The 19,661-nt window shown below is 73.4% G+C and carries 24 protein-coding genes; 12 read left to right on the top strand and 12 right to left on the bottom strand.

Annotated elements, in window-relative coordinates:
* Positions 1-320 precede the first annotated feature (320 nt).
* The 3 genes from ABZ621_RS24405 (at position 321) to ABZ621_RS24395 (ending at position 3,989) form a co-directional block, all read left to right on the top strand.
* Positions 321-1,124, top strand: coding sequence for a class I SAM-dependent methyltransferase (locus ABZ621_RS24405; RefSeq protein ID WP_360607932.1), 804 nt, complete (start codon positions 321-323; stop codon positions 1,122-1,124).
* A 176-nt stretch (positions 1,125-1,300) separates the two neighbouring features.
* Positions 1,301-2,365, top strand: a complete 1,065-nt coding sequence (locus ABZ621_RS24400) for a C40 family peptidase (protein ID WP_360607930.1) — start codon at positions 1,301-1,303, stop codon at positions 2,363-2,365.
* A 247-nt stretch (positions 2,366-2,612) separates the two neighbouring features.
* A complete protein-coding gene (locus ABZ621_RS24395) occupies positions 2,613-3,989 on the top strand; it encodes a fused response regulator/phosphatase (protein WP_360607928.1) in 1,377 nt (458 codons plus the stop codon).
* Between the two features lie 51 nt (positions 3,990-4,040).
* On the opposite strand, the gene ABZ621_RS24390 is transcribed toward ABZ621_RS24395, so the two are convergent.
* The 3 genes from ABZ621_RS24390 to ABZ621_RS24380 all read right to left on the bottom strand — a co-directional run bounded on the left by ABZ621_RS24390 (position 4,041) and on the right by ABZ621_RS24380 (position 5,534).
* Positions 4,041-4,382 (bottom strand): DUF2516 family protein, encoded by a 342-nt coding sequence (locus ABZ621_RS24390; protein WP_360608259.1) that lies wholly within the window; start codon positions 4,380-4,382, stop codon positions 4,041-4,043.
* Positions 4,383-4,478: 96 nt separating this feature from the next.
* Positions 4,479-5,063 carry a hypothetical protein gene (locus ABZ621_RS24385; protein ID WP_360607926.1) on the bottom strand — a complete coding sequence of 195 codons (585 nt, stop codon included), beginning with the start codon at positions 5,061-5,063 and terminating at the stop codon, positions 4,479-4,481.
* A gap of 51 nt (positions 5,064-5,114) precedes the next feature.
* Positions 5,115-5,534 (bottom strand): helix-turn-helix transcriptional regulator, encoded by a 420-nt coding sequence (locus ABZ621_RS24380; protein ID WP_360607924.1) that lies wholly within the window; start codon positions 5,532-5,534, stop codon positions 5,115-5,117.
* Between the two features lie 87 nt (positions 5,535-5,621).
* Here ABZ621_RS24380 and ABZ621_RS24375 point away from each other — a divergent pair, with 87 nt between their 5' ends.
* From ABZ621_RS24375 to ABZ621_RS24360, 4 genes are all read left to right on the top strand, one after another.
* Positions 5,622-6,041, top strand: a complete 420-nt coding sequence (locus ABZ621_RS24375) for a helix-turn-helix transcriptional regulator (RefSeq protein WP_360608257.1) — start codon at positions 5,622-5,624, stop codon at positions 6,039-6,041.
* A gap of 10 nt (positions 6,042-6,051) precedes the next feature.
* Positions 6,052-6,465 (top strand): VOC family protein, encoded by a 414-nt coding sequence (locus ABZ621_RS24370; RefSeq protein ID WP_360607922.1) that lies wholly within the window; start codon positions 6,052-6,054, stop codon positions 6,463-6,465.
* Between the two features lie 79 nt (positions 6,466-6,544).
* Positions 6,545-7,030 (top strand): MarR family winged helix-turn-helix transcriptional regulator, encoded by a 486-nt coding sequence (locus ABZ621_RS24365; protein WP_360607920.1) that lies wholly within the window; start codon positions 6,545-6,547, stop codon positions 7,028-7,030.
* A 117-nt stretch (positions 7,031-7,147) separates the two neighbouring features.
* Positions 7,148-8,569 (top strand): MFS transporter, encoded by a 1,422-nt coding sequence (locus ABZ621_RS24360; RefSeq protein ID WP_360607918.1) that lies wholly within the window; start codon positions 7,148-7,150, stop codon positions 8,567-8,569.
* A gap of 7 nt (positions 8,570-8,576) precedes the next feature.
* On the opposite strand, the gene ABZ621_RS24355 is transcribed toward ABZ621_RS24360, so the two are convergent.
* Complete coding sequence (locus tag ABZ621_RS24355) at positions 8,577-9,356, bottom strand: TetR/AcrR family transcriptional regulator (RefSeq protein ID WP_360607916.1); 780 nt, start codon at positions 9,354-9,356, stop codon at positions 8,577-8,579.
* A 116-nt stretch (positions 9,357-9,472) separates the two neighbouring features.
* On the opposite strand from ABZ621_RS24355, the gene ABZ621_RS24350 reads away from it, so the two are divergent.
* Both ABZ621_RS24350 and ABZ621_RS24345 read left to right on the top strand, forming a co-directional pair.
* Positions 9,473-10,429 (top strand): ATP-binding cassette domain-containing protein, encoded by a 957-nt coding sequence (locus tag ABZ621_RS24350; RefSeq protein ID WP_360607914.1) that lies wholly within the window; start codon positions 9,473-9,475, stop codon positions 10,427-10,429.
* Positions 10,422-11,192 carry an ABC transporter permease gene (locus ABZ621_RS24345; RefSeq protein ID WP_360607912.1) on the top strand — a complete coding sequence of 257 codons (771 nt, stop codon included), beginning with the start codon at positions 10,422-10,424 and terminating at the stop codon, positions 11,190-11,192. Before ABZ621_RS24350 ends, ABZ621_RS24345 begins: the two co-directional genes overlap by 8 nt.
* Positions 11,193-11,226: 34 nt before the next feature.
* Here ABZ621_RS24345 and ABZ621_RS24340 read toward each other — a convergent pair whose 3' ends face one another.
* Entirely contained in the window at positions 11,227-12,471 is a 1,245-nt protein-coding gene (locus ABZ621_RS24340) for a GNAT family N-acetyltransferase (protein ID WP_360607910.1), read from the bottom strand.
* Positions 12,472-12,522: 51 nt separating this feature from the next.
* Positions 12,523-13,164: an ABC transporter substrate-binding protein gene (locus ABZ621_RS24335; protein ID WP_360607908.1), complete on the bottom strand. Its 642-nt coding sequence runs from the start codon at positions 13,162-13,164 to the stop codon at positions 12,523-12,525.
* A gap of 128 nt (positions 13,165-13,292) precedes the next feature.
* Between ABZ621_RS24335 and dtd the strand changes: the two genes are divergently transcribed.
* Positions 13,293-13,718, top strand: a complete 426-nt coding sequence (dtd, locus tag ABZ621_RS24330; RefSeq protein ID WP_360308245.1) for a D-aminoacyl-tRNA deacylase — start codon at positions 13,293-13,295, stop codon at positions 13,716-13,718.
* A gap of 4 nt (positions 13,719-13,722) precedes the next feature.
* On the opposite strand, the gene ABZ621_RS24325 is transcribed toward dtd, so the two are convergent.
* The 3 genes from ABZ621_RS24325 to ABZ621_RS24315 are packed head-to-tail and all read right to left on the bottom strand — an operon-like array spanning position 13,723 to position 15,784.
* The gene (locus ABZ621_RS24325; RefSeq protein WP_360607906.1) at positions 13,723-14,700 is read right to left on the bottom strand and encodes a folate-binding protein; all 978 of its coding nucleotides are present in this window, start codon (positions 14,698-14,700) and stop codon (positions 13,723-13,725) included.
* A 23-nt stretch (positions 14,701-14,723) separates the two neighbouring features.
* On the bottom strand, positions 14,724-15,161 hold the full coding sequence (locus tag ABZ621_RS24320; protein WP_360607904.1) for a transcriptional repressor: 438 nt from the start codon (positions 15,159-15,161) through the stop codon (positions 14,724-14,726).
* A gap of 50 nt (positions 15,162-15,211) precedes the next feature.
* Positions 15,212-15,784, bottom strand: coding sequence for an FABP family protein (locus ABZ621_RS24315; protein WP_189950939.1), 573 nt, complete (start codon positions 15,782-15,784; stop codon positions 15,212-15,214).
* Between the two features lie 319 nt (positions 15,785-16,103).
* Here ABZ621_RS24315 and ABZ621_RS24310 point away from each other — a divergent pair, with 319 nt between their 5' ends.
* A complete protein-coding gene (locus ABZ621_RS24310) occupies positions 16,104-16,466 on the top strand; it encodes a DsrE family protein (RefSeq protein ID WP_360607902.1) in 363 nt (120 codons plus the stop codon).
* A gap of 127 nt (positions 16,467-16,593) precedes the next feature.
* On the top strand, positions 16,594-17,088 hold the full coding sequence (locus tag ABZ621_RS24305) for a hypothetical protein (protein WP_360607901.1): 495 nt from the start codon (positions 16,594-16,596) through the stop codon (positions 17,086-17,088).
* A gap of 13 nt (positions 17,089-17,101) precedes the next feature.
* On the opposite strand, the gene ABZ621_RS24300 is transcribed toward ABZ621_RS24305, so the two are convergent.
* The 3 genes from ABZ621_RS24300 to ABZ621_RS24290 form a co-directional block, all read right to left on the bottom strand.
* Positions 17,102-17,362 (bottom strand): DUF3099 domain-containing protein, encoded by a 261-nt coding sequence (locus ABZ621_RS24300; protein WP_360607899.1) that lies wholly within the window; start codon positions 17,360-17,362, stop codon positions 17,102-17,104.
* A gap of 9 nt (positions 17,363-17,371) precedes the next feature.
* Complete coding sequence (locus ABZ621_RS24295) at positions 17,372-19,144, bottom strand: IS200/IS605 family accessory protein TnpB-related protein (RefSeq protein WP_360607898.1); 1,773 nt, start codon at positions 19,142-19,144, stop codon at positions 17,372-17,374.
* A 218-nt stretch (positions 19,145-19,362) separates the two neighbouring features.
* Entirely contained in the window at positions 19,363-19,653 is a 291-nt protein-coding gene (locus tag ABZ621_RS24290; protein WP_031009709.1) for a DUF1416 domain-containing protein, read from the bottom strand.
* Between the last annotated feature and the right edge of the window lie 8 nt (positions 19,654-19,661).

Genomic DNA, 19,661 nt, shown 5'->3' with positions numbered 1-19,661 from the left:
CCTTTCCACCGCGTCCGGCGTTTTGCCAATTCATTACTCGAGGGACGGTCGAGGTGAGGGGGGTGGACGCGGGCGGTCGGGCGGGGAGTGGTGGTGGGGGACGGGGGGACTAGAGGGACGGAGGACAGGAGGGACGGGGACGGGGGCGGGGGCCGAGGGACTGGGGGACTGGGGGACTGGGGGGCGGGCTAAGGCGGCTGGGCGGCTGAGGCCGGGCCAGGCCAGGCCAGGCCGGGGACGAGGCCGGAAACGAGGCCGGCGTCACGCGGAGCGCCGTGGCCCCGGGGCCGCTCCCCCGCGCGGCTCCGTATCCTCGTCCCATGGCCCCGCGCACCACCCGCCCCGTCGGCACCCCGACCCGCGGGACCACCAACCCCAACCGGCTGCGCCGCATGGACCGCTGGATCGCCGCCGTCCACGGGCCGGCCCTGCGCCGCTCCCCCGAGCCGCCCGTCGCCGTCGACCTCGGGTACGGCGCCGCCCCCTGGACCGCCGTCGAGCTGCTCGCGCGGCTGCGCACCGCCGAGCCCCGCACCCTGCTGTACGGGATCGAGATCGAGCCGGCCAGGGTCGAGGCCGCGAGGCCGTACGAGGAGCGGCACGAGGGCCTGCGCTTCGTGCACGGCGGCTTCGAGGTGCCGGTGCCGGGCGCGCCCGCGCTGATCCGGGCCGCGAACGTGCTGCGCCAGTACGACGAGGAGCAGGTCGCGGCGGTGTGGGAGCGGCTGTGCGGGCGGCTCGCGCCGGACGGCCTCCTCGTCGAGGGCACCTGCGACGAGATCGGGCGCCGGCACGTGTGGGTGGCGCTCGACCGGGGCGGACCGCGCACGGTCACCCTCGCGACCCGGCTCGGCTCCCTCGACCGCCCCTCGGACCTCGCCGAGCGCCTCCCGAAGGCGCTGATCCACCGCAACGTGCCGGGCGAGCCGGTCCACGCCTTCCTGCGGGACTTCGACCGGGCCTGGGCGGCGGCGGCCCCGTACGCCTCCCTGGGCGCCCGGCAGCGCTGGATCCGCGCCGTCCGGGACCTGGCGGCGGACTGGCCGGTCACGGACGGCCCGAAGCGGTGGCGCCAGGGCGAGGTCACGGTGCGCTGGGACGCCCTGGCGCCACGCGCCGGCTGAAGGCGCCCGATCATGGCGCCCGGCCGGGGGAACGTCCGCCGGTCCCCGGGCGTCACTCTGGTGGGGTACCTGTCGTTTTCCGGAATCACGTGGCACTATCGCCAGGACCACACAAGTTACTGACGGTAAATCAGAAAGCGGCCCAGGGGGGACACCCGGGCCGTGAGGGGGAGCCAGTGAACCGACGACGCCGACGTCCGTACGCCGCCGCGGTCACCGTGGCCTGCGCCCTGGCCGTCCTGGCCACACCGGTGTTCACCCTCCAGGCCGCCGCCGCCCCGCTGCCCCCGCCGCCGCCGGCCGCGCCGAAGAAGACCCTCGAAGAGGTCCGTACGGAGATCGAGGCGCTCTACCACCAGGCGGCCGCCGCCACCGACGCGTACAACCTCGCCGAGGAGCGCACCGAGACCCAGTCCGCCGAGATCGTCCGGCTCGCCCGCATGATCGAGGGCGGCCGCAAGCGGATCGACGCGCTCAAGGCCCAGGCCGGCGCCACCGCCCGCGCCCAGTACCGCAGCGGCGGCATCCCCCGGAGCGCCCAGCTCGCCCTCTCCGGCGACCCTCAGCTCTACCTCGACACGGCCGGCCGGCTCCGCGAGGGCGCCAAGGCCACCACCGACCTCCTCGGCGAACTCACCCGCGCCCAGGCCGAGCTGGACACCTACGCCTCGGAGGCCGGCGACAACTGGACCAAGCTGGAGGCCGACCGGGTCCGGCAGGCCACCGCGAAGAAGGAGATCAACGAGAAGATCGCCGCCGCGAAGAAGCTGGAGAGCGAGCTCGCCGCCGAGGAGCGCGAGCGGCTGCGCCGCCTGGAGGAGCAGGCCCGGCAGCGGGCCCAGACCAAGTGGCTGGACACCGGCATCCTCGACGAGCTCGGCGCCGAGTCCACCGCGGAGGGCCGCGAGGCGGTCGAGTCGGCGCTCGCGCAGGTCGGCAAGCCGTACGTGTGGGGCGCCGAGGGCCCCGACTCCTTCGACTGCTCCGGCCTCACCCAGTCCGCCTGGGCCGCCGCCGGCGAGCGCATCCCGCGCACCTCGCAGGAGCAGTGGCGGCTGCTCCCCCGCGTGCAGCCGAAGGACATGCGCCCCGGCGACCTGATCGTCTACTACAAGGACGCCAGCCACATCGGCATGTACATCGGCGACGGGAAGATGGTCCACGCGCCCCGGCCCGGCCGGAACGTGACCGTGGCCGGCGCCGGCTCGATGGAGATCCTCGGCATCGTCCGCCCCTCCTGACGCCCCTCCTGACGCCCGACCTGACACACGAGCGGCCCCGAGTGACCTTTCTCATGGGTCCGGGGCCCGCCCGTGCCCGATCGGTGCGCAACTACCTCCCCTTCCGCGGCATATGCCAAGGAAGACCCCGGCGCCCGCGGAGTGATCGCCATTCCGCCGGGCGCCGCGCGGGCGCTATGGTCCCGGACGGGCGGGCCGCCACCCGGCGCCCGGCGCACCCTCGGGGGAGGGAAGGAAACCCGGACCGATGCCCGTATCCGTACCGCGCCAGAGAATCGTCTCTGCTGCGGGGCCATGCGACACCGCCGCCATGGACGCCACCGCCGCGAGCGACGCGGCGACCGGCACCGACACAGGAGCCGGCACAGACACAGGAGCCGGCACAGGCGCAGGAACCAGCACAGCCACAGGCACAGGAACCGACCGCGACCGCACCGACCTCACCCTCCTGGTCGTCGAGGACGACCCGGCGGGCGCCCTCGCCGTACCCGAGCTGCTCGACGCCGCCGGCGCCGCGGGCACCCGGATCCGCATCCGCACCGCCCGCAACCTCACCGAGGCCGAGCGGCTCCTCACCGACGACGTGCACTGCGTGCTCGTCGACCTCTCGCTGCCCGTGCCCCGGGGCGCGGCCGACGAGGACCCGCTCGCCCCGCTGCGGCACATCCTGCGCCTCGCGCCCCGGCACGCCGTGCTGGCCCTCGCCCCCTCCGCCGACGCGGGGCTCGCCGCCGAGGCGGTACGCGTCGGGGCCCAGGACCACCTCTTCCGCGAGGAGCTCGACGGCCGGCTGCTGAGCCGCGCCATCCGGTACGCGGTCGAGCGCAAGCGCAACGACGCCGCCAAGGTGAAGCTCGCCGAGTCCCGGCTGCGCGCCCAGGAGAACGCCCGCCTGGAGCGCGGCCTGCTGCCCACCCCGCTCCTGGAGGGCTCCGACCTCCGCTTCGCCGCCAGCTACCGGCCGGGCCGCTCCCGCGCGCTGCTCGGCGGCGACTTCTACGACGTCGTCCGCACCCCGGACGGCACCGTGCACGCCATGATCGGCGACGTCTGCGGCCACGGCCCCGACGAGGCCGCCCTCGGCGTCGAGCTGCGGATCGCCTGGCGCGCCCTGACCTTCGCCGGGCTCTGCGGCGACGAGCTGCTCTCCACCCTCCAGCAGGTCCTGGAGCACGAGCGGGAGAGCGAGGAGATCTTCGCGACCCTCTGCACGGTCGACATCGCGCCCGACGGCCGCCGCGCCGGACTCTGCCTGGCCGGCCACCCGGCGCCGCTGGTCGCCCAGCAGGGCGGGACCGCGCGCCTGCTGCCGTACGAGGACGGGGGCCCGGCGCTGGGTCTGCTGCCGCGCGCCCGCTGGCCGCGCCGCCAGGTCGAGCTGGGCGGGGCGTGGAGCCTGCTCCTCTACACCGACGGCCTGATCGAGGGCCGGACCGCCGGTCCCGGCTCGCCGCGGCTCGGGCAGGACGGCATGGTCGACATGATCAACCGGCAGATCACCGGGGGCCTGCGCGGCGAGGCGCTCCTGGAGGCCGCGATGGCGGAGGCCCGCACGCTCAACGGCGGCGAGCTGACCGACGACGTGGCCCTGCTGGCCCTGGAACGCGGCGGGGCCCGGGGGTAAGCACCCCCGGGCCCCGCGCCCGACGCCTTGACGCCCCTCCTACGGCAACCGCTACCGGCCGCCGTTGTAGGGGCCGTACGGGCCGTCGCTGCTGGAACCGCCGCGGCGGCCGCCGCCGCCCATGACCTGCTTGAGGGCCGGGCGGACGTCGACCATGAAGACGATGGCGGCGATCAGGCCCGCGATGAGGAGGAAGAGCAGGCCGGGGAGGAAGAGGTTCAGGGCGAGGTTGACCCCGAGGAGGATCAGCCAGAACTTCTTCGTCTGCTTGTCCGCGGCCCGGTACGCGTCCTCCCGGACCATCGCCGCGATGACGAACGAGGCGACGGCGAAGCCGGTGAAGACCAGGAACATCAGCAGGTTGAGGGTGTTGTCGAACCGGTCCATCAGCATGCTGAACACCGCCTAGGGGTCATGGGGTACGTACGCGCCTCGCGGTCAAGGTACCCGTTCCAACGCTTCGGGCCCCAGGAATGGTGCCCGGATCCGCTATTCGGCCGTCACGTCCGCCTTGGCGGCGGCCGCCTTCCTGGCGGGCGCCTTGCGGGCGGCGGGCTTGCGGGCGGCCACGGTCTTGGGCGCGGGCTCGGCCTCGGCCTCTGCGACCGGCTCGGGCTCGACGACCGGCTCCGGCCGGACGACCGGCTCCGGCTCCGGCTCGACCACGACCGTGATCTCCGTGGCCGGCTCGGCCGTCTCGCCGCGCCAGGCGCGGACGGTCTCCTCGCCCCGGGCGGCGACCTCCTCGTACTTCTCGCGCGCCTTCACCGCGTACTCGGCGGCCACGCCGACGCCCCGCAGGGCGAGGTCCTGCGCCGTCTCGCCCAGCTTCTTGAGGTCGGTGTCGATACCGCCGACGACCCCGACGACCTCGGCGACCGTGGCCTGCACCTTCTCCTGGACCTTCTCCTGCACGGCCTTCGGGTCGGTGTTCCGCACGGCCTCGATCCGGCCGGGCGCCTCGGCGGCCAGCTGCTCGATCAGCGCGGGCACCTTGCGGGCCTGGCGCACCGCGAGGTCGGCGGTGCCGGCGGCGAAGTAGAGGGGGGTACGCAGTTCGTCGATGATGGCCATGCTGGTGGTCCTCCCGGTGGGGCGTACAAGCTGACGTACGAGCTGATCGCTCTAACTGGCCGCTTCCTGGCCGGTCGCGTCCCGGCCGGTCGCTTCCTGGCCGGCCGCTCCGGACTCCGCCGCGTTCTCCTTGCGGAAGGAGTCGTAGATCTGCAGCAGCACCTGCTTCTGCCGCTCGCTGATCGAGGGATCGGCGAGGATGACGGCCCGCGTCTCCAGCTCCTCGCGGTCCTTCTCGTCGAGGATCCCGGCCCGCACGTAGAGCGTCTCGGCCGAGATCCGCAGGGCCTTGGCGACCTGCTGGAGCACCTCGGCGCTGGGCTTGCGCAGCCCGCGCTCGATCTGGCTCAGGTACGGGTTCGACACGCCGGCGGCATCGGCGAGCTGCCGCAGCGAGAGCTGCGCGGTGCGCCGCTGCTCGCGCAGGTAGTCGCCGAGGCTGCCGAGATTGCCGACGTTGAGCGATGCCATGGTCCGTACCCTGCCATCGCTTGCTAACTATTGCAAGCAGTCCGCTTGCAACTGTGTTCCCGCTACCGTGGGGGCGTGGCGACCCGCATCCCCCTCGACGATCTCCGGCGCCTGCGCAGGGCGCGGGACCGGATGGACCGGGAGTACGCGAGCCCCCTGGACGTGGCGGCGCTCGCGCAGACGGCGCTGATGTCCACCGGGCACTTCGCGCGGAGCTTCCGCGCCGCCTTCGGGGAGACGCCGTACAGCTACCTCATGACCCGCCGGATCGAGCGGGCCAAGGCGCTGCTCCGGCGCGGGGACCTGTCGGTGACGGACGTCTGCATGGAGGTGGGGTGTACGTCGCTCGGCTCGTTCAGCTCGCGCTTCACCCAATTGGTCGGCGAGACGCCGAGCGCGTACCGGGCCCGTGCGCACGGCGCCGACGCCGCCCTGCCCGCCTGCGTCGCCAAGGTGGCCTCGCGACCGGTCAGGAACGGAGAAGCGCCGCTCGACAGCGCTCCCTAGCGTGGAGGGCATGGACATCAACCTCTCCCAGACCTTCATCACCGTCGACGACCACGAGAAGGCGCTCGGCTTCTACCGCGACGCGCTCGGCCTGGAGGTCCGCAAGGACGTCGGCTTCCAGGGCATGCGCTGGGTGACCGTGGGCTCGCCCGCGCAGCCGGACGTGTCGGTGGTCCTCGAATCGCCGCTCGCCGACCCGAGCGCCTCCGAGACCGACCGCCAGGCGGTCGTCGACCTCATGCGCAAGGGCCTGCTGCGCGCGGCGATCTTCGGTACGGACGACTGCGACGCGGCCTTCGAGCGGATCACCACCTCGGGCGCCGAGGTCCTGCGCGAGCCGGTGGACCAGCCGTACGGCGTCCGCGAGTGCGCGTTCCTCGACCCGGCGGGCAACCAGATCGTCTTCCAGCAGCCGCTCTCCTGAACCCCCGCTCCCCCAGGGGGGGGCGATCCTCCGGTTTCCGATAATCCGCGACGGACCGACCTCCCCTATCCTGGGCGGCATGACCGCCTTGACGCCCCGCCGCAGCGAGCCCGATCTCTCCTACCTCCTCGACCACACGAGCCACGTCCTCCGGACGCGCATGGCGGCGGAGCTGGCGGAGATCGGGCTCACGGCCCGTATGCACTGCGTCCTCGTCCACGCCCTGGAGGAGGAGCGGACCCAGGCGCAGCTCGCCGAGATCGGCGACATGGACAAGACGACGATGGTCGTCACCGTCGACGCCCTGGAGAAGGCCGGACTCGCCGAGCGGCGCCCGTCGAGCACGGACCGGCGGGCGCGGATCATCGCCGTCACCGAGGCGGGCGCACGGCTCGCCGCGGAGAGCCGGCGGATCGTGGACGGCGTCCACGCGGGCGCCCTCGGCTCGCTGCCGGAGGAGGAGCGGGAGGTGCTGGTACGCGCGCTGGGCCGGCTGGCCGGGGACCACCTGAAGGCGCCCGTCGAGGCACCGGCGACCGCCCGCCGGGCGCGCCAGAAGAACTGACCCCCGCCCCCGCGCACCCTTCCCCCACCAACTCCGCACACCGTCCCGTAAAAAATAGTCTGCAACAAAACCTTCTGCTAACGTCTCTCCTGTTGCCTCCCTCGACAGGAGAGATCCATGCGTACCCGCCCCCTCGCGCTCACCGTCCTCGCCAGCGCCATGCTCATGACCGTCCTCGACGGCAGCATCGTCACCATCGCGATGCCCGCCATCCAGGCCGACCTCGGCTTCACCCCGGCCGGACTGAGCTGGGTCGTCAACGCCTACCTGATCGCCTTCGGCTCGCTCCTCCTGCTCGCCGGACGGCTCGGCGACCTCATCGGACGCAGACGGATGTTCCTCGCCGGGATCGCCGTCTTCACCGGCGCCTCCCTGCTCGCCGCCGTCGCCGCCTCCCCCGCCGTCCTGATCGCCGCCCGCTTCCTCCAGGGCGCCGGCAGCGCGATGTCCTCCGCGGTCAGCCTCGGCATCCTCGTCACGCTCTTCACCGAACCCCGCGAACGGGCCCGCGCCATCGCCGTGTTCAGCTTCACCGGCGCCGCCGGAGCCTCCGTCGGCCAGGTCCTCGGCGGACTCCTCACCGACGCCCTCTCCTGGAACTGGATCTTCTTCATCAACCTGCCGATCGGCGCCGCCGCCATCGCCCTCGCCACCCGCGCCCTCCCCGCCGACCGGGGACTCGGCCTGCGGGCCGGCGCCGACGCGCTCGGCGCGTTCCTGGTCACCGCGGGCCTCATGACCGGCATCTACGCGGTCGTGCGCATCGAGGAGTACGGCGCCGGCTCCGCCCACACCCTCGGCCTCGGGGCGCTCGCGCTCGCCCTCCTCGCCGGCTTCCTGGTCCGCCAGCGCACGGCCGCCACCCCGCTGATGCCGCTGCGGATCCTCCGCTCCCGGGCCGTCGCCGGAGCCAACGCCGTCCAGCTCCTCACGGTCGCCGCCCTGTTCTCCTTCCAGGTCCTGGTCGCCCTCTACCTCCAGAAGGCGCAGGGGTACGGCGCCACCGCCACCGGGCTCGCGATGCTGCCCGCCGCCCTGGTCATCGGGGCCGTCTCGCTCGGCGCCGCCGCCCGGCTCATCACCCGCTTCGGCGAGCGCGCCGTCCTGCTCACCGGCCTCACCCTGCTGACCGGCGTCCTCGGCCTGCTGACCCGGCTCCCGGCGCACGCCTCGTACGCCGTCGACCTGCTGCCCGTGATGCTGCTGGCCGCCGGCTTCGGCCTGGTCCTGCCCGCGCTCACCGCGCTCGGGATGTCGGGCGCCGACGAGGCCGACGCGGGCCTCGCCTCCGGCCTCTTCAACACCACGCAGCAGATCGGCATGGCACTCGGCGTCGCCGTCCTCACCACCCTGGCCGCCGCCCGCACCGAAGCGCTCGACGCGGCCGGCCGGAGCACCGCGGAGGCGCTGACCGGCGGCTACCGCCTCGCCTTCGCGGTCGGTACGGGACTCCTGGTCGCCGCCCTCGCGATCGCCGCGGCCGTGCTGCGCAAGGAGAAGACGCCGGCGCCGAAGTCCGAGGTGGCCATGGCCGCCTGACGGAAGTTCAGGTCGCGCGGCCCTCCACGAGGGCCGCGACGCCGTCCAGGATCCGGGCCAGACCGAAGCGGAACTCGTCGTCGGGGGCGTCGGGCTGGTCCAGGACCCCGGAATCGATCAGCCCCGCCACCCGCGGGAACACCTCCGGGTCGACCAGCCGGCGCAGGGTGCGGCTGTACTGGGCCATCGCCTCCTCCGGCGCGTACCCGGACGCCTCCACGGCGTCGGCCAGCTCCGCCATCATCAGCGCGTCGTTCTTCACGAAGCCGGCCACGAGGAGCGTCACCGAGATCTTGGCACCCTCGCCGAGACCGGTGCCGTCGAGCGCGAGCAGCGCCTTCTCCCACCAGGCCACCGCGTGCGGCGTCGCGGGCGGGCCGGAGACCGGGACGCGCAGCAGCCACAGGTTGCGCAGATAGACCTCGCGCATCGCCCAGGCCCAGCGCTCCAGCCGCTCCCGCCAGGGGTCCTCCGGGCCGAACAGCTCGGGCGGGGCGCCCGTCGCCGCCTCCTGCATCAGGACGTACAGCTCCTGCTTGGCGGAGACGTACCGGTAGAGGGACATGGTGGAGGCGCCCAGCTCCTTGGCGACCCGCCCCATCGAGACGGCGGCGAGCCCCTCCGCGGAGGCGAGGTCCACGGCCGCGGCGACGATCCGGTCCTGGCTGAGCCCGGGCTTCGGCCCCTTGGTGGGGCGCTCCCGCAGCCCCCAGGCGGCCTCGACGGACGGCGGCAGATACGTGCCGCCGCTCTCCCCGGACCCCTTCCGGCCCTCGTCACCCGCCATCCGCGCCGCCTCCTCGCCTCGTTCGCTTGACGCCCATCCTAGTAATGCGTAACCCTTACACAGTAACGCGTAAGGCATACGCAGTACGCCGACGAGCGCAGCAGAAGGGGACACCCATGCCTCCCGCCACCCAAACTCCCGCCATCGAGACCGCCGGCCTCACCAAGACCTACGGCGCCGTCCGCGTCCTCGACTCCCTCGACCTCCGCGTCGAGACCGGCACCGTCTTCGCCCTCCTCGGGCCCAACGGCGCCGGCAAGACCACCACCGTCCGCGTCCTCACCACCCTCGCCGCCCCCGACGCAGGGCACGCGCGCGTGGCCGGCCACGACGTCGTCACCGAGCGGCGCGCGGTCCGCCGCGCCATCAGCCTCACCGGCCAGTACGCCGCCGTCGACGAGACCCTCACCGGCGCCGAGAACCTCCGCCTCGCCGCCCGGCTCTCCGGCCTCTCCCGCAAGGCCGCCGCCCGCCGCGCCGACGAACTCCTCGAACGCTTCCGGCTCGCCGACGCCCGCGACCGGCAGACGAAGACGTACTCCGGCGGCATGCGCCGCCGCCTCGACCTCGCCGCCGGCCTCGTCCGCGACCCCGGCACCACCCGGATCGTCTTCCTCGACGAGCCCACCACCGGCCTCGACCCCCGCAGCCGCAACGAACTCTGGGACGCCGTCCGCGAGTTGTCGGCCCACGGCACCACCGTCTTCCTCACCACCCAGTACCTGGAGGAGGCCGACCGGCTCGCCCACCGCGTCGCCGTCCTCGGCGCCGGCCGCACCCTCGCCGAAGGCACCCCCGAGGAACTCAAGCGGCGGTACGCGGGCCACCGCCTCGACCTCGTCGCCCACGACCGGGAGGCCTACCTCCGCCTCGCCCCGCACGCCACCGGCCACACCCCCGCCACCCTCACCCTCGGCGTCCCCACCGACGGCAGCGCCGCCCACGTCCGCGCCCTGCTCGACGAACTCGACCCGCACCGCACCGACATCGCGCGCTTCGCCGTGCACAGCGCCACCCTCGACGACGTCTTCCTCACCCTCACCAGCGCCACGAAGGAGCCGAGCCATGTCTGACGCGACCGCGAGCCCCCTCGCCACCACCACCGCCCTCGTCGGGCGCGGCATCCTCCTCAGCCGGCGCAACCTCGACGCCGTCGTCACCGCCCTGGTGATGCCCGTGATGCTGATGCTCGTCTTCGTCTACTTCTTCGGCGGCGCCATCGACACCGGCTCCACCCGCTACGTCACCTACGTCGTCCCCGGCGTCATCGTCCTGTGCGCCGGCTTCGGCGCCGCCGCCACCGCCGTCTCCGTCAGCGAGGACATGCGGCGCGGCACCGTCGACCGCCTCCGCACCCTCGACGTCGGCGCCGTCCCCTTCCTCACCGGACACGTCGTCGCCACCGTCGCCCGGAACGTCCTGGCCACCGCGCTGGTCCTCGGCGTCGCCTTCCTCATCGGCTTCCGGCCCGCCGCCACCCCCGGCGGCTGGCTCGCCGCCATCGGCCTGCTCCTCGCCTACATCACCGCCGTGTCCTGGCTCTCCGCAGCCGCCGGCCTCATCGCCAGGACCCCCGAGGCGGCCAACACGGTCACCTTCCTCATGATGTTCCTGCCCTACCCGAGCAGCGCCTTCGTGCCCATCGACACCATGCCCGGCTGGCTGCACGGCTTCGCCGAAAACCAGCCCGTCACCCCGCTCATCGAGTCGATGCGCGGCCTGCTCCTCGACCAGCCCGTCGGCGACGCGCCCTGGACCGCGCTCGCCTGGTGCGGCGGCCTCCTCGCCCTGGCCGTCACCGCCTCCGGCGCGCTCTTCCGCCTCCGCACCCGCTGACGAGCGGGGACCCGCTGACGCGCGAGGACCGGCGTCAGAAGATGTCCGGCGAGAACGCCCGCAGCGGCGCCCGGAACAGCAGCTCGGCCCGGGCCGCCGCCCCCGGCACCGCCTCCTCGATCCGGCCGAGCAGCACCAGCCGGACCGGCGACGCGTCGCCGAGGACCAGCCGGGCCAGCTCCGCCACGTCGAGCACCAGGTCCGCGGAGGCGGTCGTCGGGACGCACGACGCCCCCTTCGGCGAGGCGTCCAGGCGGTAACGGCCGCCCACGAAGCCGTCGCCGTCCCGCACGTCGAGGACGAGCCCGTCCGTCACCGGGTACGTCCGCTCCTCCAGGACCCGCACCACGTCGAGGATCCGCAGCCACACCATGTCCGCGTGGGTCACCGTCCGCGCCGCCCGCGGGTCCGGCAGCAGCAGCGGCAGCGGGTCGTCCGGCGCCCGGGAACCGCTGCGGACCGTCGCCACCCAGTCCACCGAGCAGACGTACCGCCACAGCGCGCGCTCGGCGGCCGGCGTCGCCGCGATCAGGTCCCGCACGGTCAGCGTGTTCTCCGGCTGCTTGCCGTCGCCCCACTTGTCGTCGCAGCGGTACGACACGTAGCCCTCGGGCTCCCCGGCGGCCGAGCGGTAGACCGCGTAGTACGGCTCCGTCCACGGCTCAAGGTGATGCCCGCCGCCGGTGCCCACGTCCCAGTTGCGCGGCGCCCGGTGGGTGACGCCGGCCCGGACCCCGGCGAGCCGCCGGTGCAGCCCGGGGCCGATCCGGCGGATCTCCGCCCCGTCGGTGAGATCGATCCGGCCGCCGTCCTCCGGACGGCCGCTGCGGCGCGGATCGAGGCCCGCCCGGCGCAGGTCCACGCTCCACTCGGTCGACCAGCTCGCCGGGCCGAAGCCGTACCGGCCGTAGATCGGGTACTCGGCGGCGATCAGGGTCGCGACCGCGTCACCCCGCTCCCGGGCGGCCGCCAGGTCCCGCGCCATCAGCCGGCTCAGCAGCCCGCGCCGCTTGTGCGTCGGCGCCACCGTCACCTGCGTGACCGCGTCCGCGACGAGGGTGCCGCCGCCGACGGTGCTCAGCTCCTGCCGGAAGGAACGGAAGGTGGCGACCACCCGGCCGCCGTCCACGGCGGCCAGCGTCCGGTCCAGGTCGACGTGGGCCAGCCGGTCGGCGACCAGCCCGTCGGGGACGACCGGCTCGTTCAGGAACCCGGTCCGCAACGCCCGCAGCCAGTCGGGGAACTCGGACTCGGTCACCGCACGCAGTTCGACAGCCATCCTTCGACCCTACGCACGCCCGCCCGTTCCGCCACGGGATTTTCCCCGGGCTCAGGCCAGCAGGTCGTCGACCTGCGCCTCGCCCTCCCGGTAACGGCGGGCGATCTCCGCCCCGCAGTCGTCGGCGGTCCGCTGGAGCGACTGCCGGCGCTGCGAGATCTGCTGCTCGTACCCGGCGAGCCGCCCCATCGCGGTGTGCAGCTCCTCGTCCGTGCGGGCCGTCAGGTCCGACAGCTCGACCTCCGACAGCATCTCGGCCGCCAGCCGCCGGTACTCCTCCCCGCGCGGCGTCGACAGCGTCACGTGCCGGGCCGAGGACCGGTGCCGCGACGGCACGTCCGCGAGGATCTCGGAGAGCCGGTCGAGCACCGGCGCCTCCGGATCGGTCCGGCGCGCCAGCTCCGCCCGCAGGATGTCGATCCGGCCCTGCAGCATCCGGCGCACATAGCTGAGATCGGCCTCGTCGCTCTGCGCGTCCCGGCGCAGCGCCCGCAGCTCGGCGAGACGCAGCCCGCCGAGGTCGTGCCCCGGCCGGCCGGACGGCGCCGGCTCCCCGGTCCGCTGCACGGGCGGCCGCGCGACCGGGCCACCGGGCACCGGACCGCCGGGCACCGGGCCACCGGGCACCGGACCGGCGGAGCGGATCAGCGGTACGGGGCCGGACGGCGTCGGCCCCGTGCTGGATGCACTCATGAGAATCGTCCCCTCGACCGGTGCGCAGCCGCACCGCCTCCTGGCATGGTGCCACTCCCGCACACGCGCGTGCAGGCGCTCTGCACCCGTTCGGCCCCCAGAAATCCCCGATCGGTAGGTTGGGACCCATGCGAGCTGTGGTGCAGAGGGTGGACGGCGCGAAGGTCGTCGTCGCAGGGGAGACGGTCGGCGAGATCACCGGCGAGGGGCTGTGCGTCCTGGTGGGGGTCACCCACGACGACACCCCCGAGAAGGCCGCCCAATTGGCGAGAAAGCTCTGGTCCGTCCGGGTACTGGAGGACGAGAAGTCCTGCTCCGACGTGGCCGCGCCGCTCCTGGTGATCTCCCAGTTCACGCTCTACGGCGACGCCCGCAAGGGCCGCCGCCCCACCTGGAACGCCGCCGCCCCCGGCCCCGTCGCCGAACCCCTCGTCGACGAGGTCGTCGCGCAGCTGCGGAAGCTGGGCGCGCACGTGGAGACGGGCCGCTTCGGAGCCGACATGCGCGTCAGCCTCACGAACCACGGCCCGTTCACGGTCCTGCTGGAGGTCTGAGCCCCTACGGCTCGACGACGGTCTCCTGCGCGGCGGCCGTCGTCCCCGCCACCAGCGGCGCGTCCACCGGCACGTTCCGCTTCACCAGCGCCAGGGCGATCGGCCCCAGCTCGTGGTGGCGGACGGCCGTCGTCACGAAGCCGAGCTGACGCCCCTCCGGCCCGTCGGCCGCCAGCCGCAGCGGCGTACCGTGCGCGGGCAGCGCCACCTCGCTGCCGTCCAGGTGCAGGAAGACCAGGCGGCGCGGCGGCTTCCCCAGGTTCTGCACCCGGGCGACCGTCTCCTGCCCCCGGTAGCAGCCCTTCTGCAGGTGCACGGCCGTGCCGATGAGCCCGACCTCGTGCGGGATCGTCCGGTGGTCGGTCTCGAAGCCGAGCCGCGGCCGGTGCCCCTCCACGCGCAGCGCCTCGTACGCGAGGACACCGGCGGCCGGCCCGTGCGCGCCGGCGAAGGCCTCCAGCTCCGCACGCGGCAGGAACAGGTCGCGCCCGTACGCCGTCTCCCGTACGACGACGCCCTCGGGCGACTCCGCGGTGGAGCCAGCCGGCAGGTGCACCACGGCGAACTCGTCCGACCGGTCGGCGACCTCGACCCGGTAGAAGAACTTCATCGACTCCAGGTAGGCGATCAGCTCGCCCCGCGTGCCCGGCTCGACGTGCGCCCACACCGTCTCGCCGTCGTCGACGAGGGACAGGGCGTGCTCGATGTGCCCGTTGGCGGAGAGGATCAGCGCCTCCGTGGCCTGACCGGCCGGAAGGTCGCTGACGTGCTGGGTGAGCAGCAGATGCAGCCAGCTCAGCCGGTCGTCGCCGGTGACGGTGACGACCCCCCGGTGCGAGAGGTCGACGAACCCCGCCCCGTCGGCGAGGGAGCGCTGCTCACGGAACAGGTCGCCGTAGTGCGCGGCGACGCCTTCGTCACGGCCTTCGGCGGGAACGGCGCCGGGCAGGGACAGCAAAGGGCTCTTCGAAGGGCTCTTCATGGGAAAAGCCTACGACTCCGCCGTCAGGACTCGTCGGCGGCGGCCTTGCGCGCGCAGTCCGCGCACAGCCCGAAGATCGCGAAGTGCTTCATGTCGGTCTCGAACCCGAAGGTCTCGCGCAGCTTCCCGGTGAACTCGGCGGCCACCTCGACGTCCGCCTCGATCACCCCCGAACAGTCCCGGCACACCAGATGCAGATGGTGGTGCCGGTCCGCGAGGTGGTACGTCGGGGCCCCGTGCCCCAGATGCGCGTGGCTGACGAGCCCGAGCTCCTCCAGGAGCTCCAGGGTCCGGTACACGGTGGAGATGTTCACCCCGGAGGCGGTCTTGCGCACCTCGCCGAGGATGTCGTCCGGCGTGGCGTGCTCCAGCACGTCCACCGCCTCCAGGACAAGCTGGCGCTGCGGCGTCAGCCGGTAGCCGCGCTGCCGCAGGTCGCTCTTCCAGTCGGTGCTCACCACGCCCCCCAGTGTAGGAGGGCGCGGCGGGCCGGCGGGGGTCCCGCGGGGGCCTACTTGAAGAAGGCGATGCCGTCGTCGGGCATGTCGGGGAGGTTGCGCGCCATCTCGGCGACCTCCTCGGGGGTGACGACCTTCTTCAGGTGGGCGGACATGTAGGGGCGGAGCGGGACCTCGGGGGTCGCCTTCTCGCCGACCCACATGAGGTCGCTCTTCACGTAGCCGTAGAGGCGCTTGCCACCGCTGTACGGGCCGGAGGCGGCGGTGCGGGCCACGGCGTCGGTCGCCAGGTCGATCTGCGGCTTCTGGTCGGCGAGCTCGCCGTACCAGACCTCGACGACGCCGTCGTCACGGACCATCACGACCTCGACCTTGCGGTCCTTGTCGATCCGCCAGAAACCGCTCTCGCTCTCCAGCGGGCGGACCTTGTTGCCCTCCGCGTCGAGGACCCAGGAGTGCGAGTGGTACTCCAGGAAGTCGCGGCCGTCGTGGCTGAAGGTCACGGACTGGCCGAAGTTGCACTTCTCGGCGCCGGGGAAGTCGGACACACCGGCGCCCTCCCAGGTCCCGAGGAGGAACGCGAGCGGGACGAGGTCCGGGTTGAGGTCGGACGGGATCTGGATCATGAGCGACTCAGACGATCTGTGAAAGGGGCCGGTGAGAGGGGAGGGACCGAGGGGTCAGCGCTGACCCTGGTACAGCTTCTTCACGGCCAGACCGGTGAAGGCGAGCACGCCGACGGCGACCAGGACCAGCAGGGTCTCGAAGAAAACGATCACGGGGTGCTCCTCGGCTGAGCGGTGAAGGCGGAACGGACCGGACCCCAGCTTAGTGGGCGGGACCCCGGCCCACTCGGTGAGGTGGGTCTCCCCGACGATCAAGCACCGGGACGGCCCCCCGCGCCACGGTCGGCCTCCGGCACGGCCTCGCATTACAGTGCGGTGCATGGCGAAGAAGCTCGTGATCAAGGTGACCGCCGGGGCCGACGCCCCGGAACGCTGCTCCCAGGCCTTCACCGTGGCGGCCGTCGCCGTCGCCAGCGGCGTCGAGGTGTCACTGTGGCTGACCGGCGAGTCCTCGTGGTTCGCCCTCCCGGGCAAGGCGGCCGAGTTCGAGCTGCCGCACGCCGCGCCGCTCCCGGACCTGATCGACTCGATCCTGGCCGCCGGCCGGATCACCCTCTGCACCCAGTGCGCGGCCCGCCGCGAGATCACCGAGCAGGACGTCCTGCCCGGCGTCCGCATCGCCGGCGCGCAGGTCTTCGTCCAGGAAGCCATGACCGACGGCACCCAGGCCCTCGTCTACTGATCCCGCCCCCGGTTCCGGTACGGATTCCGGCCGGATCTCCCCCTGGACTCCTCCGGGCGGATCGCCGACCATGGCGCACGCACGCACGTGTGTACGGACGGTTCCGGGCGAGGCGGGGGAGGCCACGGTGGAACGGAACGACGGCACAGGACGGCCCGACGACGAGCGCCCGTGGAACCGCCCACGGGACCCCGCCCAGCCGCCCGAGCGCCCCGCGTACCCGCCGGGCGACGTGCCGATGCCGCAGCCGGTACGCAATCTCCGCACGCTGCTGATGGTGCTGGCCGGCGCGCAGGCCCTGCTCGCCGTCTGGGTGCTCACCCACGCCACCGAGATCGCGGCGCGGACCTGGGAGGACGACGCACCGGAGCTCCACTCGGGCACGGTCGAGTTCTTCGGCGTACTGATCCTGGCGCTGGCCGGCTGGGGCGTGGCCACCGCGCTCAGGTTCCCCGCCCGCCTGCCGGGCGTACGGATCTCGGCCATCGCCTACGGCTGGGCGTCGTTGCCGTTCGCGTACGTGTTCTTCGGCCTGACGATCATCACGGTGGCCTGGCTGGCCCTGACGATCCTGGCCCTGGTCCGCCCCCACCAGCCGGAGTCCCGCGCCTGGTTCGGCTGACGCCCGCCCGCCGCTACTCCCGCCGCTTCCTGCCGTCGAGCTCGTCCCACCACTCGTCCGACTGCGGATCCCCGGACGGATCGTCCCACCAGCGGTCCTCCGGCCCCCGCCGGTTCGCCACCATCGCCGCGACCGGCGGGATGACCATGGCGACCACGCACATCCCGATGGCCACCGGCATGGAGAACAGCCGCACGACGGCCCAGGCGCCCACGAAGAGCAGCAGGCAGGCACCCATCATCCAGAAGTAGACGCGCCGACGCCGTGCGTACACACCTCAAGCCTACGACCGCGACCCCACCGCGGACAGACCGAAGGGCCGTGCCCCGAGTCCTGGTGATGGCGTCCAACCGTCCCTCGGCGCCGGAACGGATGCGTTTCCGGCGGGCTGCCCCGAACGGTCCTGGGCAGCCTGGACCGCTGTCGGCGTCCGTCGGCGGGGCGCATCCCGTGCGCCGTCCTCGGGACGGTCGGCGATCCTCTGCGCACGGAGGAAACCGGGTCTGCTGTCGTACGCGGCCGGGCGATGGGTCTCCGTACCGGCCCGGCGGCGCGTCTCGACGCGCGACCGCTCGGCCTCTTCCGTCGTCCCGCGGGGTACGGACTTCTCTGCCCTGCGCCGCGCGCCCAGTCCCTGGCCGCGCCTCCCGATCACGACGGCCGAAGCCTCGTGCCGGGACGTCTTCACTCGTGTCGTACTCGTACTCCGCTGCCAGTGCTGCACACCCCACCGGCTGGTGTACGCGGGATCCACCGCGATCACCGCCAGCCCGGCCCGATGTGCCATCACCACGAGCCGGGACATGAAACGGGCGTACGGGATGCCCGCCACCGCCGACCGGAAGCGCCGACCGGCCCGTCCTGGCCAGCCGCACCGCTCCCGCCCGGTGCCGAAGCCCAGGTCCTCGATGACCAGGGCCGTCGAGCCGGTCTTCCTGGCCGCCCTGATGAGTTCGCTGCACAGGTGCCTCACCCCCGCGTCGCGGCAGGACGCCGGACCGTGGTGACCGACATCGATCCGGCCCGGCCGCCCCACCGGGTTCCCGTGCCTGTCCAGACGCCAGACCGCCAGGTGGTCCACGTTCTGGTCGATCCCCAACACGCCTCCGGCCAGGGCCGACGCCATCAGCGCCTCGTCGTCCGCGTCCAGCCGCAAGCCGGCTTCCGCCGGAGTGAAGGAGGCGATCAGATAGCAGCGGCCGCCCTCGAACCGGACGGTGTAGCCGACCGACCGGTGCGCCTCGACCTGAGCACGCCACTCATCGGCCCGGTACGCGAACCGGCACCGGGCGTCCAGCGTGTAACGGCCGAAGCGGTCGCAGTGCTCCCGGTACCGCTCCGCGAGCACCACCGGAAGCTTGATCACGACCACTCCGTCGGGGCCGACCCTCAGCGACTGGTTCCCGTACGTCTTCCCGGCCTCGCCGTCCGCCTCGATCCGGTTCCGCGCCTCCCACCAGCGGTCCCGCCACTCCTCCAGTGATCGCCCCGACCGGTCCGGATGGAGACGCCCGTGCAGCAGATCCTTGCCCCCGCGCACGACGTGAACACGCCCCGCGGAGGCGTCCGCGGCGACCCCGGCCAGTCGCGCCCGGAGGATCTGGAGGCGCTGCTGCTTGACCGCGCGCACCCGCCGCGTCGGATACCCCTTGACTCGCGTGGCTTCGTCGCGCCCGCCGACCGGCGCCGTCAGGCGTCTTTCGATCACTTCGATCTCGGCGGCGAGTTGCTCGAGGTGGGCCGCCTGCGCCCGTCGGGCCAGCTGCCACTGGTCGTTCGAGCCACGGGTCATGGTGCCCGCCCACCGGGAGGAGGTAAGCACCGTCAGCTCGCGCTTACGGCGGGCGAAGTCGGCGGCGGTGTGGCAGGCCCCCAGGGCCACTCGCTCGGCCAAGTCCCGAGCGGCGAGCCGCGACAGGTACTCTGCCAGCTCGCGAAGGATCACGGCATCGCGGTCCGACAGCCGTAGCCTGGTCCGCACGGTCAGCGCGCCGGTCGGGGCGACCACACGCGGAGGAGCGAGCACCCGCAGTCCGGATGCCGAACGCTCGACCATGCCCTCACCCCCCGATCACCCGCCCGTCGAACACCTCAACGAGGCAGGCGCGCGAAGGTCACACGGTCGGCCGAATCATCGGACCGGAAACGGCACGAAGGGCCGCGCGAGGCGTCCAACCCCCAGAATGCGCGGCCCTTCGGCCAGTAGGTGAGGCTTCCCGCAGCGCCGGCCCCGACGGACGGAGGCCGGCGCGGCGGCGCGAAGCCCGCGACGGATCAGACCGCGATGGCCACGTCCGTCAGGCTGCCCGTCTCGGTGACGACGACCTTGCGGTCGGCCTGGGCGCCGGGGACGAGGGCGCGGAGGGTCCACTCGCCGGTGGCCGCGTAGAAGCGGAACTGGCCGGTGGCGGAGGTGGGGACCTCGGCCGTGAACTCGCCGGAGGAGTCCAGGAGGCGGACGTAACCGGTGACGGGCTCGCCGTCCTTGGTCACCTGGCCCTGGATGGCCGTCTCACCGGGCTTGAGGGTGCTGACGTCGGGGCCGCCGATCGGTGCTCCACACATGTTCTCTG

Origin of the sequence: Streptomyces sp. NPDC007863 (assembly GCF_040633895.1) — a bacterium.
In the GTDB taxonomy this organism is placed as follows: domain Bacteria; phylum Actinomycetota; class Actinomycetes; order Streptomycetales; family Streptomycetaceae; genus Streptomyces.
The sequence above is the reverse complement of the archived record's forward strand: the minus strand, read 5'-3'. Positions and strand labels throughout refer to the sequence as shown.